This window comes from Pseudomonas sp. TE3899 (assembly GCF_056279105.1).
Genome location: NZ_JBWBQR010000001.1, coordinates 4,519,528 through 4,535,424, shown reverse-complemented (window position 1 = coordinate 4,535,424; position 15,897 = coordinate 4,519,528). Strand labels below are relative to the sequence as shown.

The window sequence follows — 15,897 nt, the reverse complement described above, 5'->3', positions numbered from 1 at the left end:
GCGTAACGCCATCGCTGATGCCGCCGATCAACTCGCGCAGGCCCAGGGTCATGCTCTGCATGGCGCGCTGGAGCTGGCCGAGTTCGTCCTGGCGTTCGGAGATCAGGTTGTGGGTCAGATCGCCCGAGGCGACGCGCTCGGCCACCTTGAGGGTCTGGCTCAGGGGAATGACGATCTGGCGAGTGATGGCCCAAGCGGCGAGCAGGCCGAAAGCCAGGGCGAGGACCGTGGCCATCAGCAGCAGGTTCTTGGCGTGGGCGGCATCGGTGTCACGCACGACGGTTTGCGAAATGGTCAGTTTCTTGCTGAGTTCGCGCAGATTGTCGCCTTGGTCAGCCATACGCTTGAGGGCGGCAGCGCTGGCGACCTGAGAGTCGCGGTACTGGCTGACAGCGGCACGGTAGGCCTTGAGCGAATCGGAGGCCTGTTGCAGGTTGGCGCTGAACTGTTCCGGCAGTTTGGCTGGCAGGCTCTCGAGGTTTTTCAGGGCGTTATCGATGGCGTCCAGCGCCGGCTGTTCGGCCTCGATTTTGGCGCTGTAGGTGTAGCCGCGTACCTGGAAGCGCGCTTGCTGGATCAGTTTGCTCAGGTCGATCACGCTGTTGAACTGGGCGACGCTGTCACCTTGCAGCAGTGCCTTCTCGACCTCAGACACCTTGGCCACGGCGTTGTCGGCGGTGGCACCGAGTTTGCTGCGGGCATCTTCGCGGTTGGCACCGGCCTGGATCATGGCGGTGAAGGCTTGCCGGTACTGGCTGACGCCGGCCAGTTGCTGGTCGATCATCGCGACGTCGGCGGGTTGCTCGATCATCTTGCGTGCAGTTTGCAGGCCGGCTTCGATCTGATCCAAATAGCCGTTGACCGCGCCCGGGCCTTGTTCGCCACGGCGCATTTCGTAGTCCAGGCGCGCCACGCGTAAATCCTTGGCCAGCTCATTGATGCTGGCAATGAACCCGAGCTTGTCGCCACGGCTCATCACACCCGTCAACCCGGTCCAGCCGGTGAATGTGATCAATAAGGTCAGGAGCAGGACGAGACCGAAGCCGACACCCAGTTTGCGATTAACGCTTACGTTTCCCAGTTTCTCGGCTAGCCAACGGTACATGCTGCTACTCCCCTCGGAACACAATTTGGTTTTATGGGAGCTGTATCGGCTGGCGGGCGGGAATCTGTAGGCGTACACGTGGGTTGGAGCGACGACATCCCCTGTAGGAGCAAAGCTTGCTCGCGATGGCGGTGTGTCAGCCAATAAAGGGCTGACTGACCGTCCGCTATCGCGAGCAAGCTTTGCTCCTACAGAAGAGGGGGGCGGTTAGAAGAGGCGTGCCAGCAGCGCGGTGACGGCGGTTTCAACCCGCAGAATGCGATCACCCAGTTGCACCGGATTCAGCCCGGACTTGCCCAGCAATTCGATTTCATAAGGAATCCAGCCACCTTCGGGGCCGATCGCCAGGGTCACCGGTTCATCCAGGCCGCGAGGGCAGGGCGGGTAGTTGCCAGGGTGGCCGACCAGGCCGAGGGTGCCTTCGGTGATCGCGGGCAGCCGGTCTTCGACGAACGGCTTGAAGCGCTTCTCGATGACGACTTCCGGCAGCACGCTGTCCCGGGCCTGTTCCAGACCCAGGATCAACTGCTCGCGAATCGCTTCAGGCTCCAGGAACGGGGTTTGCCAGAAGCTCTTCTCGACGCGGTAGCTGTTCACCAGCACGATCCGTGGCACACCCATGGCCGCCACGGTCTGAAACACCCTACGGAGCATTTTCGGCCGTGGCAGAGCCAATACCAGGGTCAATGGCAACTTGGTCGGTGGTTGTTGGTCGAGGACGACGCGCAATTCCGCTTCGCCGGCCTCCAGGCGCAGCACTTCGGCCGAGCCCATCAAGCCGCCGATCCGGCCGACGCGCATGCTGTCACCCACCACGCAGCGATGGACTTCCTGCATATGCGTCAAGCGCCGATCGCGCAGGATCACCCGGTCGGCCGCAATAAAGTCGGCCTCTTCGAGCAGCAGCAGGTTCACGGCTGGGTCGCTGGCGGCTGGTCGTTGTGATCGTCAGCCGGTTGATCGTCCGGGTGCTCGCCGCGCTTGCTGACCAGGCTGCCGAACAGGATGCCGATTTCGAACAGCAACCACATCGGTACCGCCAACAGGGTCTGGGAGAAGATGTCCGGCGGGGTCAGGATCATGCCGACCACGAAGCAGCCGATGACCACGTACGGGCGGATTTTCTTCAGGTAAGCGACGTTGACCACGCCGATCCACACCAGCAGCACCACGGCCACCGGGATCTCGAACGCCACGCCAAAGGCGAAGAACAGGGTCATGACGAAATCGAGGTAGCTGCTGATGTCGGTCATCATCTCCACGCCGGCCGGGGTGGCAGCGGCGAAGAATTTGAAGATCAGCGGGAACACCAGGTAATAGGCGAAGGCCATGCCGGTGTAGAACAGCAGGATGCTGGAGACCAGTAACGGCACCGCGATGCGCTTCTCGTGCTTGTACAGGCCCGGCGCGATGAAGCCCCAGATCTGATGCAGGATCACCGGGATCGCCAGGAACAGCGACACCATCATCGTCAGCTTCAGTGGCGTCAGGAACGGCGACGACACGTCAGTGGCAATCATCGTCGCGCCCACCGGCAGATACTGGCGCAGCGGCGTGGAGACGAAGGTGTAGATCTGCTGGGTAAACGCGAACAACCCGGCGAAGATGATGAAAATCGCCGCTACACAGCGCAGCAGGCGAGTACGCAACTCGGTGAGGTGCGAAACCAGGGGCATGTGCTGGTCGTTTTCCGGAAGATTAGGGCCTGTCATCGGTCATTTCCTGTGTCGCGCCGAGCCTGTATTTGCGCAGGGCAAGGCGCGAGAAGCGTAGTTTGGCGTTTCAAATAAGCGACGAGTAACGCAGCCCTGCGCAAATACAGGCCGGCCCTTCGGGTTGTGCCTGAAAGCGGGCCAGGCTGCGTTGTAGCCCTTGGAAAGGGAACAACCATTCCCTGCGGCCTACGCCTTGCCTGGCCCGCTTTCAGGCGACAACGCGACACAGGAAATGACCGATGACAGGCCCTTATCATGGGGCTCGCGGCGGCAGTGTTGGGTCGTGAGGAGCCGGCGCAGTTGGCGCGGCAGCAGGAGCAACAGGTTCTACGGGTGTCGGCGCGGGGACAACAGGTGCGGGTTCGACGCCGCCCATGGAGGCCACCGGTTCGGTGCCCGGCGCGTGAATCGTCTGCTCGGCCACCGGTTCAACCGGCTGCACCGGCGTGGCTTCCTGCTGGGTCGGCGTGAAGATCTTCCGCGCCTCCTGCTCCAGGGACAGGATGTGCTCGTTGTGCAGTTGCCGACGAATCTCGTCGGCACCGATTTCACGTTCAACTTCCTGTTTGATCGCGTTGAAGCTGCGCTTCAGCCGCCCGATCCACAGACCGGCGGTGCGCGCAGCACCCGGCAGACGCTCGGGGCCCAGCACCAGCAGGGCCACGAGGCCGACGAGCAGCAGTTCAGAGAAGCTGATACCAAACATTAGTCAGTGCTCACACGTCTTTGCGGATCGGCTCTTCGACTTTCTGTGCCTGCACGTCGATGGTGTGCGGCTGGTTCAGTGGCGAGGTCGTGGTTGGTTGAGCAGGTGGCACCGGTTGCGCCGGGGTCACGGTCGGATCGGCCGGTTTCTCTTCGTCGTTCATGGCTTTGCGAAAGCCTTTGATCGACTCGCCGACGTCAGTGCCGAGGTTTTTCAGTTTTTTGGTGCCGAACACCAGCACCACGACAACCAGGATGACGATCCAGTGTTTCCAGTCAAAAATGCCCATGTTGCTGCTCCTCTCAAATAGTTATTCAGGCGGACGGACGCGAGGCTTTCTCGGCGTGTCCGGACAGACCGAAGCGACGGTCCAGTTCATCGAGCACAGCCTGTGGATGCTGCCCCAGTTGGGCGAGCATGACCATGCTGTGGAACCACAAATCGGCGGTCTCGTAGATCACGTCGCTGCAGTCACCGCTGATGGCGGCGTCCTTGGCGGCGATGATAGTTTCGACCGACTCTTCGCCGACTTTTTCCAGAATCTTGTTCAAGCCCTTGTGGTACAGGCTGGCGACATACGAGCTGTCGGCGGCGGCGCCTTTGCGCTCTTCCAGAACCTGCGCCAGACGCGTGAGAGTGTCACTCATGTGAGGATGTGTCATCAGTCATTTCCTGAGCTGCGCCGGTGCCTGATTTTGTGCAGGGCAAGGCGCGAGGCGTGTGGTTTGGTGTTTCAAATAAACGACGAGTAACGCAGCCCTGCACAAAATCAGGCCCGGCCCTTCGGGTTGCCGGCTCAAAGCGCGCCATGCTGCGTTGCAGGCCTTGGCAAGGAAACGACATTACCGGCGGCCTACGCCTTGCCTGGCGCGCTTTGAGCCGGCAACGCAGCTCAGGAAATGACTGATGACACATCCTAATGTCCTGCGGAATAGATGGCGTGCGGATCTTTCAGCACCGGGTCGACAATTTTCCAGTCGCCGTTTTCGAAGACGCGATAGAAGCAGCTCTGGCGGCCGGTATGGCAGGCGATGTCGCCAATCTGCTCGACCATCAGGATGATCACGTCGGCGTCACAGTCCAGACGCATCTCATGCAGGGTCTGCACATGGCCGGATTCTTCACCCTTGCGCCACAACTTGCCACGGGAACGTGACCAGTAAATGGCACGGTTCTCGGCAGCGCTCAGTTCCAGCGCTTCGCGGTTCATCCAGGCCATCATCAGGACGCGCCCGGTCTTGTGATCCTGGGCAATCGCCGGCACCAGTCCGTCAGCGTCCCACTTGATCTCGTCCAGCCAGTTGTTCATGGTCCGTCCCGGAGCAGCGGCGAGCTTTAAGCTGCAAGCTGCAAGTAAAAAACAATCTGCGTCGTGCAAACGAAGCGCTTGAAGCCTGAAGCTTATCGCTTGCAGCTCAATCCGGCTATCGGCGAACGACCAGATACAAACCGACCACCATCATGATGCCGGCCGGCCAATGCCCCAGTTCATTCAGCGGACCACCTGCCGCGAGCACCGCGCCACCGCCCAGGTGCGCGCAACCGAGCAGGCGCAGGAACCAGTCGTCCTTGCGTCGATGCCACGGTGGCGGCGGGTCATAAGCGTGAGGCTGGGACATGCGTTCCAGCAGGTCGCGGGCCATGTTGGCCAAGTGCGGTAACTGCTCAAATTGGCTCTGTACGTTGCCGATCAAGGCTTTCGGGCTGACGCGCTCGCGCATCCAGCGTTCGAGAAACGGCTGGGCGGTGTTCCACAGATCCAGGTCCGGGTACAGCTGACGGCCCAGGCCTTCGATGTTCAGCAGGGTTTTTTGCAGCAAGACGAGCTGCGGCTGCACTTCCATGTTGAAGCGCCGAGCGGTCTGGAACAGGCGCATCAGCACCTGGCCGAAGGAAATATCTTTTAACGGTTTTTCGAAAATCGGCTCGCACACGGTGCGGATCGCCGCTTCGAATTCGTTGAGTTTGGTTTCCGCCGGGACCCAGCCCGAATCGATGTGCAACTGCGCCACACGCCGGTAGTCACGCTTGAAGAACGCGAACAGGTTGCGCGCCAGGTAGTCCTGGTCTTCCGGAGTCAGGCTGCCGACGATGCCGCAGTCGATCGCAATGTATTGCGGGCTCCACGGGTTGACGGTGCTGACGAAGATGTTGCCCGGGTGCATGTCGGCGTGGAAGAAACTGTCGCGGAACACCTGGGTGAAGAAGATCTCCACACCGCGTTCGGCGAGCATTTTCATGTCGGTGCGCTGGTCGGCGAGGGTCGCCAGGTCCGTGACCTGAATCCCGTAGATGCGCTCCATGACCAGCACTTTCGGCCGGCACCAGTCCCAATAGACTTGTGGCACGTACAGCAGGTCCGAGCCTTCGAAGTTGCGCTTCAACTGGCTGGCGTTGGCCGCCTCGCGCAACAGGTCGAGTTCGTCGTAGATGGTTTTTTCGTAGTCCTGGACCACGTCCACCGGGTGCAGCAGGCGTGCATCGGCCGAGAGTTTTTCAGCGGCGCGGGCGAGGATGAACAGCCACGCGAGGTCCTGGGCGATGATCGGCTTCAGGCCCGGGCGGATCACCTTGACCACCACTTCTTCACCGGTTTTCAGCTGCGCGGCATGCACCTGCGCCACCGAGGCCGAGGCCAGCGGTTCGACGTCGAATCGGCTGAAGACTTCGCTGATCTTTTTCCCGAGCTGTTCTTCAATCAGCTTGATCGAGACTTGCGAGTCGAACGGCGGGACGCGGTCCTGCAGCTTCATCAGCTCATCGGCGATGTCTTCCGGCAACAGGTCGCGGCGAGTGGACAGAATCTGTCCGAACTTGATGAAAATCGGCCCCAGGTCCTGCAACGCCAGGCGCAATCGCGCGCCACGGGTCAGGTCCAGGGTCTTGCGCGGGAACCAGCGCCACGGCAAGGCATAGCGCAGCGCCAGCAGAAACCAGGGCAGCGGCAGGGCGAACAGCAGGTCATCGAGGCGGTAGCGGATCACGACGCGCTGGATGCGCAACAAACGGCGGACGGCAAGCAGCTTCATGCGTTATCGCTTGGGTCGAGGGATCGGGAAAGGCGCTCGAAACGCGCCTCGAGACGTTCAAGATCAAGTTTGATCTGGTCCAGTTCACTGAAACGGGCTTCGGCTTCACGCTGACCGACGAGGGTGCGTGATTCTTCGGCCAGGTATTCGCCCAGGTTCTGATTCAGGCTGGCGAACCCTTGCTGGTAAAAACGTGCGCGGCTGCGCAGGTGACCGCCGACCAGTTGCGTGGCGACCGGGCCGAGCCAGCGCGAGAGTTCGTACTCCCAGTCCAGCTCCAGGTCTTGCAGGATGGCCGCCAGTTCCAGCAGCACGCCGCTGTCACCGTCGAGTTCGACTTCCGGGCTGTGCAAGATCGAAGTCTTATCCTTGCTCAGCGCCAGTTTCAACAGGCTCGAGGCCGGTGCACGCAAGGTGCAGTCGGCGCCGGTTTCCCATTGGGAGGCGAGCATCAGGCCTTCATCGCTGGGCAGGATGAACAGCTGCAGCGCCGGGCTGCGGCAGTCGACGGCAATCACCCGGCCGCTCAAATGCGCCAGGCGCGGCAGCGCGGTGCTGTCGAGCCGCAGCACCCGGTTCAGGCCGAGTTCAACGCTGGCGAGCAGGCCGGCCAGCAGCATCAGGGCTTGATGCCGCGGTGCAGGGCAACGATGCCTGCGGTCATGTTGTGGTAGGTCACGCGGTCGAAACCGGCCTCGACCATCATCGACTTCAGGGTTTCCTGATTCGGGTGCATGCGGATCGATTCGGCCAGGTAGCGATAGCTTTCCGAGTCGTTGGTGATCAGCTTGCCCATCAGCGGCATGAAGGCGAACGAGTAGGCGTCGTAGGCTTTGGACATCAGCGCGTTGGTCGGCTTGGAGAATTCCAGCACCAGCAGGCGACCGCCCGGCTTGAGCACGCGCAGCATCGAACGCAGGGCGTCTTCTTTATGCGTCACGTTGCGCAGGCCGAAAGCGATGGTCACGCAGTCGAAATGGTTGTCCGGGAACGGCAGCTTTTCCGCATCGGCCTGGACGAATTCAACGTTGCCGGCCACACCGAGGTCCAGCAGGCGGTCACGACCGACCTTGAGCATGGATTCGTTGATGTCGGCCAACACCACCTGGCCGGTCGGGCCCACGAGGTGCGAGAACTTTTTGGTCAGGTCGCCGGTGCCGCCGGCAATGTCCAGCACGCGGTTACCGGTGCGAACGCCCGACAGCTCGATCGCGAAACGCTTCCACAGACGGTGCATGCCGCCCGACAGGAGGTCGTTCATCAAGTCGTACTTGGCGGCTACCGAGTGGAAAACTTCAGCGACTTTTTCCGCTTTTTGGCTTTCCGGAACGTTTTTGAAACCGAAGTGAGTGGTGGGTTCGGCATCGCTGCCTTTGCGCTGATCAGTCATATCGCTGTCACCAGAAGAGAATGCGGGACATTCTAATCCCGGTGGCCTGCTTTGTCTTGGCAACACTGAAGGTAAGATAGGCGACCACCGGGACGTTTTGCCGCAGCAGCGGTCAAGATGCTTCAGGAAAGTATCCATAAAGCAGGAGTCATTCGATGGCCCGAATTAGTGTTGAACGTGCCCACGGCCTGGGCAAGGAAGCGGCGCGCGAGAAGGCCGACCTGTTGGCGCAGAAACTGTCCGAGCAATATGGCCTGGAGCCGTCGTGGTCCGGCGATACCCTGAACCTCAAGCGTTCGGGTGTGAAAGGCGCGGTATTGGTCGGTGAGGATTCGATCAAGGTCGATGTCGAGCTGGGCCTGTTGATGTCGGCCATGAGCGGCACCATCAAATCGGAAATCGAAAAGGCCCTCGACAAAGCGTTGGTGTAATTAATACCTGTAGGAGCGAAGCTTGCTCGCGAAGAGGCCGGTACATTCGCTGCATCTTCTTTGGCAGGAACTCCGCCTTCGCGGGCAAGTCGGATCGCCGCACCGCTCGCTCCTACAGGTTTCACGGCACGCAAATGTTGCGGTTGTTAGGGTGCCGTTTCTAATTTTTCTCCCTACTTTGTGCCTGAGCCCGACACTTTCGCGGGCAGTTCCTCAAACCTTCTGCGCGTGAGGTGCACCATGGCCAAAGTTATTTTGAAGAAAAAAATCGACGCATCGACTAACGCTCTGCAAGACGTCAGATCGTATGCCCGCAAGATCTGGCTGGCAGGCCTGGGTGCCTACACTAAGGTTGGCCACGAGGGCAGCGAGTACTTTCAAGAGTTGATCAAGGCTGGTCAAACTGTTGAAAAGAAAGGCAAAAAAGTCGTTGCTGAAAAACTCGAAGCGGCTAATGCCGAGATCGATGAAGCCAAGACTGAAGTGAGCACTTTCAAAGGCAAGGTCGAAGTGCAACTCGACAAGGTCGAGAAGGCTTTTGACTCGCGTGTCGCAAGTGCCTTGAATCGTATTGGCATTCCGTCTAAACATGACGTTGAGACACTCTCTGCTAAGCTCGATGAGCTGACGGCATTGCTCGAACGTGTCGCGCGTAAATCTTAAGGAGAACGGGATGGCTGGCAAAAAGAATACTGAAAAAGAAGGCAGCTCGTGGATCGGGAAAGTCGAAGACTACTCCCGCAAAATCTGGCTGGCTGGTTTAGGCGTGTATTCGAAGATCGACACTGACGGCAGCAAACTCTTCGATACATTGGTTAAAGACGGCGAGAAAGCCGAGAAGCTCACCAAAAGCGCTGTTGGCAAGAAAGTCGACGCCGCCAAGGACTCCGCTTCGTCGGCCAAGTCGCGCATCAGCGGCGTGAAAGATCGCGCACTGGGCAAGTGGGATGAGCTGGAAGGGGCTTTCGACAAGCGTCTGAACAGCGCCATTTCGCGCCTGGGTGTTCCGAGCCGCAACGAAGTCAAAGCGCTGCACAGCAAGGTCGATACCCTGACCAAGCAGATCGAAAAACTCACCGGTGCCAAGGTTGCGCCTGTTGCGGCGAAAACCGCAGCGGCCAAACCAGCGGCTAAAACCGCTGCCAAGCCACTGGCTAAAGCTGCCGCTAAACCGGCTGCCAAACCAGCCGCCAAAACGGCCGCAGCAAAACCTGCAGCAGCCAAGCCAGCGGCCAAACCGGTCGCCGCCAAAGCAGCTGCAAAACCAGCAGCGAAACCTGCTGCCAAAACCGCAGCGGCCAAGCCAGCGGCAAAACCTGCCGCCGCGAAGAAGCCCGTGGTGAAAAAACCGGCAGCACCAAAAGCCGCCGCGCCAAAACCAGCAGTGGCTGCCGCCAAACCGGCAACCCCGGCCACTTCAGCGAACTCCGCTGCAGCGCCGACCCCTGCTGCTACCCCGACTGCCGCGCCAGCTCCATCGACGCCAACCAGTCAGTCCTGATGATCGTTCCCACGCTCTGCGTGGGAATGCCTCAACGGACGCTCCGCGTCCCCTGCGGCAGTGACGCAGAGCGTCACCGGCTGCATTCCCACGCGGAGCATGGGAACGATCACGCCCGGCCTGCAAAGGTCGGGCGTTTTTTTAAAGATCTTAGTGCTCCTCCAGATACTGCAACGCCAACAACTCCGTCGCAGCCTTGATCGGCGGCAGCAAGTGCGGCGCGACCAGCATCATGATCTGGTACACCACCAACCGAACCTCTCCCTCGCGATCCAGAATCCGCTGGTAGTCCAGGGAAAACAGCAACGTCATGGTGATCTGTTCCACCAGTTGGCCCAACGCCTGGGTATCGCTGACCAATTGCCCCTGTGCCTTCAACCGCGCGAGCAATGACGCCAGCGTGCGCTTCAACGCATTGAGCAAATTGCGGATGCCCTTGGCCAGTTTCGGCAGGCGCCCGGCCAGGTTCGACAGGTCCTGGAACAGGAATCGGTAGTGCGCCAGGCGCTCGACGATCAGGTGCAGGAACAGCCAGTAATCTTCAGGCCCCAGCTCCACATCGGAAGGCGGATCGAGCAGCGGCGCCAACTCATTCTGGAAGCGTTCGAACAACCCCAGGATCAGTGGTTCCTTGCCGTGGAAGTGGTAGTAGAGGTTGCCGGGGCTGATCCCCATTTCGTTGGCAACTTCCATGGTGGAGACGTTCGGTTCGCCCTTGTGATTGAACAACTGCAGGGCACATTCGAGGATCCGGTCGCGGGTTTTCATCCAGTCTTCTTAATGGTCGAGTCAGGCCACGGCCGGCGCCGGCCGTGGTGGTTTGAGCGTCAGCGCACGCGGACGTAAGTGCCGGGTGCGGCTTCCATCGGTGGATAGTTCTGGTTGCCGAGGGCCATGTGGGTTTCTTTTTGCGCGCCGGAACGTTCCTGAATCCAGCTCAACCAGGGGGTCCACCAACTGCCATCGGTTTGCTTGGCGTCGTAATACCAGGCCCGTGGGTCGCTGCTCAGTTTCGGGCTTTCGACGAAGTTGGCTTTCGGGTTGGACGGCGGGTTGAGAATGCTCTGCACATGGCCGCTGTTGGACAACACAAAGCGCCGCTCACCGCCCAGCAGCAGGGTCGAGCGATACACCGCATCCCACGGCGTGATGTGATCGTTCATGCCGGCCACGCTGAAACTGTCGACCGTGACTTTCTGCAAGTCGATCGGCGTGCCACACACTTCCAGACCACCTGGATGGCTCAGCGGGTTGTGCTTGAAGAAGTCCAGCAGGTCGCCGTGGAACGCCGCGGGCAGGCGTGTGTTGTCGTTGTTCCAGTAGAGGATGTCGAACGCCGGCGGCTCCTTGCCCAGCAGGTAGTTATTGACGAAATAACTCCAGATCAAATCGTTGGGGCGCATCCAGGCGAACACTTTGGCCATGTCGCGACCGTCGAGCACGCCCTTCTGATAGGAACGGCGCTTGGCCGCTTCCAGGGTCTGTTCGTCGGCGAACAGAGTGGCCGGGCTGTCCATTTGGCTGTCGAGCAGGCTCACCAGATAGGTCGCGCTCGACACTCGGCGCAGTTGCCGCTTGGCCTGGAGATGACCCTGCAACGCGGCAATGGTCAGCCCGCCGGCGCAGGCGCCCATCAGGTTGACTTCCCGGGCGCCGGTGATCGCCCGGCACACGTTCATCGCTTCTTCCACGGCTTCCACATAGGTCGACAGCCCCCACTCGCGATGGCGCACATCCGGGTTGCGCCAGCTGATCATGAAGGTTTGCAGGCCGTTCTTCAGGGCGAACTGGACGAAGCTGTTGTGCGGGCTGAGGTCGAAAATGTAGTACTTGTTGATCTGCGGCGGCACCACCAGCAGCGGTTTGGAATACTGCTTTTCGCTCATCGGCTTGTACTGGATCAGCTCCAGCAGTTCGTTGCGAAACACCACCGAGCCGGTGGTGGTGGCGACGGTTCTACCGACCTCGAAGGCTTGCTTGGTGACCTGCCGGGGCAAGCCATCGTTGTGCAGGAAATCGTCGATCAGGTGCCCGACACCCCGCACCAGGCTGTTGCCGCCGGAGTTGAATATCTCCTTGATCGCCAGCGGATTGAGCAAGGTGTTGGACGGCGCCACGGCATCGTTGAGCAGGGCGAAGGCGAAGTGGGCGCGGGCGCGATCATCGGGGCTCATGGCGCTCTCGTCGATCCAGTTCTTGACCTGTTTCTGCCAGCTCAGATAAGCCTGCAAGCTGCGCCGATAGAACGGGTTGAGGCTCCATGCCGGGTCGGCAAAGCGACTGTCATGCGGGTTGGTCGGGTGCAGGGTTTCCCCCAACAGCACGCGACCCAACTGGCCACCCAGTTTCAGGGCATGCCGGGCGCTGTGCACCGGGTTGCGCAAACCATGGGCGGCAACACTGCGCAGGGTTGAAAACAGATCCCGACCGCGCAGGCCGGTAATCGCACTCTGTGCGTTGATGAACGCGGCGGGAGTGGGCAAAAACTCCCTCGCTGGTTTTTCGCGCATGAATCAACACTCCTTCGTCTTCAGGCCAAAAACAAACACACCGAACCAGAACACCATAGACGCTGTTACGGGTTGTTGCGCGGAACGGCGTCCTGCCATTCCCTTTCCGTCGGCTGAACGGCGGATTAGCCGCCCAATGGCGTCGGATGCGGATGCATCACAGCGCGCTGCCGCTCTTCCTCGAGGAATTTCATGATGATCGGCGCCACCGCTTCGGCGCGGGTAATCAGGAACAGATGCCCGTCATCGATGATGTGCAACTGGGCGTTGGGAATCCGCCAGGCCAGGATGCGCATGTTGATCAGCGGGATCAGCGGATCGTCATCGCCGGCCAGCACCAGGGTCGGCTGGTGGATCTTGTGCAGCCAGTGAATGCTGGTCCAGCCGAGGCCGGCGAACAGCTGCCAGTAGTAACCGAGCTTGCCCGCCGAACGCACCTTCGCCGCATGGCTGGCGGCCAGCGTCGGGTCGCGGCGGAACGAGCCGCCGTAGATCATCGGTGCAATGCGGATCACGTGGGATGGCTGGATATAACGCCGTGGGCTGGCCATCATCCACAGCACTTTCGGCTTGCCGGGCACCATTACCGCGCCCGCTGCCGTGGCCGCCAGCACCAGTTTCTTGCAGCGCTCGGGATAGTCATAGGCGAACTGTTGCGCCAGGGCACCGCCCCAGGACACGCCGATCACGTTGACTTGGCCGTAGTCGAGATAGTCGAGCATCCGTGCCGTGAGTTTTGCCAGGCCCGGGAAGCGATACGGGTGATTCGGCGTTGACGAGCCGCCAACCCCGGGAACGTCGAAGGCGATGACTTCCAGGTCCGGGTCCAGCGCCGCGACGAACGGAAACACCAGCTCCAGGTTGGCGCCGATGCCGTTGAAAATCAGCAAGGGCGTCAAGTGAGGCTTGCCGGGGCGTACCGCAGTGCGGAGGGTCTGGCCATCCAGGTCGACGGTACGAAAAATGAACGGTTGCGGCATGCTTCAGGCCCTGTGGGTCTCGCTCTCAAATTCATCCCCGATCCCCTGTAGGAGCGAAGCTTGCTCGCGAAGACGTCAGTCCAGTCGACATCTACGTTGAATGAACGACCGCTTTCGCGAGCAAGCTTCGCTCCTACAGAGGGCGAGGTGTGTCAGTTACCGCTCATGTACGTAAGTGCCCGGCGCAGCTTCGCCCGCCGTGTAGGTTTTGTTGCCCAGAACAGTCGGGGATTTCTTCAGCTTGCCTGAACGCTCGGCCTGCCATGCTTGCCAATGCAGCCACCAGGAATCGGTGTGCTTGGTGGAGTTCTCTTGCCAGTCCTCGGCCTTCACCGGCATGTCGGCGCTGGTCATGTAGCGCGACTTCGGGTTGCCCGGCGGGTTGAGGATGCTCTGGATGTGCCCGCTGCTCGACAGCACGAATTCGACGTTGCCGCCGAACAGTTGCGCCGATTTGTAGCAGGACTTCCACGGGGTGATGTGGTCGTTGGTGCCGGCCAGGGAAAAGATGTCGGCGGTGACCTGCTTGAGGTCGATCGGCGTGCCGCACACTTCCAGGGCGTTGGCGCGGATCAGTGGATTGCTCTTGAACATCTCGATCAGATCACCGTGGAACGCGGCCGGCAACCGGGTGGTGTCGTTGTTCCAGAACAGGATGTCGAACACCGGCGGCTCGTTACCCAACAGGTAGTTGTTGACCCAGTAGTTCCAGATCAGGTCGTTGGGGCGCATCCAGGCAAAGACTTTCGCCATGTCGCGGCCTTCCAGTACGCCGGCCTGGTAGGAATGACGCTTGGCGGCTTCGAGGGTCTGCTCGTCGACGAACAGGGCCACGTCGCTGTCCAGGGTGGTGTCCAGCACGCTCACCAGCAAGGTCAGGGCGTTGACCTTCTTCTCGCCGATCGCCGCGTAGTGGCCCAGCAGGGCGGTGCAGGTGATGCCGCCGGAACAGGCGCCGAGCATGTTCACGTCTTTGCTGCCGGTGATCGCCATCACCACATCCACCGCTTCCTTGAGCGCCTCGATGTAGGTGGACAGGCCCCACTCGCGCTGTTCCTTGGTCGGGTTGCGCCAGCTGACAATGAACGTCTGTACGTTGTTGCGCAGGCAGAAGCGCGCCAGGCTCTTGTCCGGGCTCAGGTCGAAGACATAAAACTTGTTGATCTGCGGCGGGACCACCAGCAGGGGGCGTTCGTGCACCTGCTCGGTGATCGGACGGTACTGGATCAGCTCCAGCACGTCGTTGCGAAACACCACCGCGCCTTCGGTCACACCCAGGGATTTGCCGACTTCGAAGGCGCCCATGTTGACCTGGCTCGGCATGCCACCGTTGTGGACGATGTCCTTGGCCAGATGGGAGAGGCCGTCGAGCAGGCTCTTGCCGCCGGTTTCGAAGAAGCGCTTGACCGCCGCGGGGTTGGCCGCACTGTTGGTCGGGGCCATGGCTTCGGTCATGAGGTTGATCACGAAGTGCCCGCGGGCGACGTCTTTGGGCGACAGGCTGCTGTCGTCGATCCAGGCATGCAGTTCCTTGCGCCACGCCAGGTAAGTTTGCAGATAACGTTTGTAAAGCGGGTTCTGGCTCCAGGCCGGATCGGCAAAGCGACGGTCATCGCCCGGCGGGTGCAGCTCGGATTTGCCGAACAGCACATTCTTGAGTTCGAGGCTGAAATGAGCGACATGCTTGACGCTGTGAATCGGTTGTTTGATGGCCTGCCGGAGCACCATCCGAGCAGAAGCCAGTAGATCCTTTCCACGCAGCCCAACAACAGGATTAAGCCCCAGGGTGTTTTCCGAGGCTTGATACTTCAGGTCATCGTTGTTCTTGTTACTCATCTACGACGCTCCATTGTCCTGAGACGAGTACCCGGGGCCAGCCGTGTAGTCACACAACCAATACCAGGTACTGCTGCTCGGGTGACCGTTAATACTGCATCGCTGCTTTTTCAACACAACGAGCACTGCAGGGAACTTGCCAGTTCCATTGGTTACCCGAGTTTAATTTTTTTCGCAAGCGGGCCGATCCTCGACGCCGCAGCGGAGCATTCAAACAGATGAAATTAGAAAATGCCCTCTAAAGAGCAAGAGGCCTGACCTAGAGCATCAGCTTGACGATGGACTGGCTCGGATCGCGGGTTTTGCCAGCGGCTTTGAGCTCGGCAAGATAATCGTTCCAGAGGTCTTCCTGGCGCACGGCCAACTGGTACAGGTATTCCCAGGTGAACAGGCCGCTGTCGTGGCCGTCATCGAAGGTCAATTTCAGTGCGTACTGACCGGCCGGTTCTACTTTGCTCAGGCCGACGGCGATCTTGCCAAATTGCAGGATAGGTTTGCCGTGGCCCTGGACCTCGGCGGAGGGAGAATGCACGCGCAGGAACTCGGCGGGCAGGTGATATTCCTCGCCGGACGCGTATTTCAGCGACAGGGTTTTCGAGGCTTTGTGCAACTTGATGTCGGTGGGAATCTGGCTCATGGAGCCAGCCTACAAGCTCCAAGCTTCAAGCTGCAAGAGGTAGGTGACCAACTTGCA

17 protein-coding genes and 1 pseudogene are annotated in these 15,897 nt (G+C 60.4%); 3 read left to right on the top strand and 15 right to left on the bottom strand.

Features of this window, described 5'->3' with window-relative positions:
- Nucleotides 1–94: 94 nt before the first annotated feature.
- The 10 genes and pseudogenes from ACZ89E_RS20630 to ubiE form a co-directional block, all read right to left on the bottom strand.
- Nucleotides 95–976: pseudogene (locus tag ACZ89E_RS20630) on the bottom strand (methyl-accepting chemotaxis protein); the annotation flags it as partial.
- A gap of 336 nt (nt 977–1,312) precedes the next feature.
- The gene (locus ACZ89E_RS20625) at nt 1,313–2,020 is read right to left on the bottom strand and encodes a 16S rRNA (uracil(1498)-N(3))-methyltransferase (RefSeq protein WP_149659149.1); all 708 of its coding nucleotides are present in this window, start codon (nt 2,018–2,020) and stop codon (nt 1,313–1,315) included.
- Nucleotides 2,017–2,817 (bottom strand): twin-arginine translocase subunit TatC, encoded by an 801-nt coding sequence (gene tatC, locus ACZ89E_RS20620; protein ID WP_149659150.1) that lies wholly within the window; start codon nt 2,815–2,817, stop codon nt 2,017–2,019. Before tatC ends, ACZ89E_RS20625 begins: the two co-directional genes overlap by 4 nt.
- 256 nt (nt 2,818–3,073) lie before the next feature.
- Entirely contained in the window at nt 3,074–3,526 is a 453-nt protein-coding gene (tatB, locus tag ACZ89E_RS20615) for a Sec-independent protein translocase protein TatB (RefSeq protein WP_149659151.1), read from the bottom strand.
- Nucleotides 3,527–3,536: 10 nt separating this feature from the next.
- Nucleotides 3,537–3,815 (bottom strand): twin-arginine translocase TatA/TatE family subunit, encoded by a 279-nt coding sequence (locus tag ACZ89E_RS20610; RefSeq protein ID WP_149659152.1) that lies wholly within the window; start codon nt 3,813–3,815, stop codon nt 3,537–3,539.
- A 25-nt stretch (nt 3,816–3,840) separates the two neighbouring features.
- Nucleotides 3,841–4,173 (bottom strand): phosphoribosyl-ATP diphosphatase, encoded by a 333-nt coding sequence (locus ACZ89E_RS20605; protein ID WP_007899279.1) that lies wholly within the window; start codon nt 4,171–4,173, stop codon nt 3,841–3,843.
- 269 nt (nt 4,174–4,442) lie between these two features.
- Nucleotides 4,443–4,835, bottom strand: coding sequence for a phosphoribosyl-AMP cyclohydrolase (gene hisI / locus ACZ89E_RS20600; protein ID WP_476256347.1), 393 nt, complete (start codon nt 4,833–4,835; stop codon nt 4,443–4,445).
- A 115-nt stretch (nt 4,836–4,950) separates the two neighbouring features.
- A complete protein-coding gene (gene ubiB, locus ACZ89E_RS20595; protein ID WP_149659154.1) occupies nt 4,951–6,555 on the bottom strand; it encodes a ubiquinone biosynthesis regulatory protein kinase UbiB in 1,605 nt (534 codons plus the stop codon).
- Nucleotides 6,552–7,175: a ubiquinone biosynthesis accessory factor UbiJ gene (locus ACZ89E_RS20590; protein ID WP_149659155.1), complete on the bottom strand. Its 624-nt coding sequence runs from the start codon at nt 7,173–7,175 to the stop codon at nt 6,552–6,554. Before ACZ89E_RS20590 ends, ubiB begins: the two co-directional genes overlap by 4 nt.
- Nucleotides 7,175–7,945, bottom strand: coding sequence for a bifunctional demethylmenaquinone methyltransferase/2-methoxy-6-polyprenyl-1,4-benzoquinol methylase UbiE (gene ubiE / locus ACZ89E_RS20585; protein ID WP_007948968.1), 771 nt, complete (start codon nt 7,943–7,945; stop codon nt 7,175–7,177). Before ubiE ends, ACZ89E_RS20590 begins: the two co-directional genes overlap by 1 nt.
- Nucleotides 7,946–8,100: 155 nt before the next feature.
- Between ubiE and ACZ89E_RS20580 the strand changes: the two genes are divergently transcribed.
- The 3 genes from ACZ89E_RS20580 to ACZ89E_RS20570 all read left to right on the top strand — a co-directional run bounded on the left by ACZ89E_RS20580 (nt 8,101) and on the right by ACZ89E_RS20570 (nt 9,877).
- Nucleotides 8,101–8,376, top strand: a complete 276-nt coding sequence (locus ACZ89E_RS20580; RefSeq protein ID WP_149659156.1) for a polyhydroxyalkanoic acid system family protein — start codon at nt 8,101–8,103, stop codon at nt 8,374–8,376.
- 240 nt (nt 8,377–8,616) lie between these two features.
- Nucleotides 8,617–9,039 (top strand): phasin family protein, encoded by a 423-nt coding sequence (locus ACZ89E_RS20575; RefSeq protein WP_149659157.1) that lies wholly within the window; start codon nt 8,617–8,619, stop codon nt 9,037–9,039.
- Between the two features lie 10 nt (nt 9,040–9,049).
- Nucleotides 9,050–9,877: a phasin family protein gene (locus ACZ89E_RS20570; protein WP_476256346.1), complete on the top strand. Its 828-nt coding sequence runs from the start codon at nt 9,050–9,052 to the stop codon at nt 9,875–9,877.
- A 150-nt stretch (nt 9,878–10,027) separates the two neighbouring features.
- Here the strand turns inward: ACZ89E_RS20570 and ACZ89E_RS20565 are convergent, their stop codons facing one another.
- The 5 genes from ACZ89E_RS20565 to ACZ89E_RS20545 form a co-directional block, all read right to left on the bottom strand.
- Entirely contained in the window at nt 10,028–10,645 is a 618-nt protein-coding gene (locus tag ACZ89E_RS20565; protein WP_476256345.1) for a TetR/AcrR family transcriptional regulator, read from the bottom strand.
- A gap of 59 nt (nt 10,646–10,704) precedes the next feature.
- Nucleotides 10,705–12,387: a class II poly(R)-hydroxyalkanoic acid synthase gene (gene phaC / locus ACZ89E_RS20560; protein WP_149659162.1), complete on the bottom strand. Its 1,683-nt coding sequence runs from the start codon at nt 12,385–12,387 to the stop codon at nt 10,705–10,707.
- A 125-nt stretch (nt 12,388–12,512) separates the two neighbouring features.
- Nucleotides 12,513–13,367 carry a poly(3-hydroxyalkanoate) depolymerase gene (gene phaZ / locus ACZ89E_RS20555; protein WP_133837875.1) on the bottom strand — a complete coding sequence of 285 codons (855 nt, stop codon included), beginning with the start codon at nt 13,365–13,367 and terminating at the stop codon, nt 12,513–12,515.
- 156 nt (nt 13,368–13,523) lie between these two features.
- On the bottom strand, nt 13,524–15,203 hold the full coding sequence (gene phaC / locus ACZ89E_RS20550; RefSeq protein WP_149659163.1) for a class II poly(R)-hydroxyalkanoic acid synthase: 1,680 nt from the start codon (nt 15,201–15,203) through the stop codon (nt 13,524–13,526).
- Between the two features lie 259 nt (nt 15,204–15,462).
- Nucleotides 15,463–15,840 (bottom strand): gamma-butyrobetaine hydroxylase family protein, encoded by a 378-nt coding sequence (locus ACZ89E_RS20545; protein WP_149659164.1) that lies wholly within the window; start codon nt 15,838–15,840, stop codon nt 15,463–15,465.
- Nucleotides 15,841–15,897 lie beyond the last annotated feature (57 nt).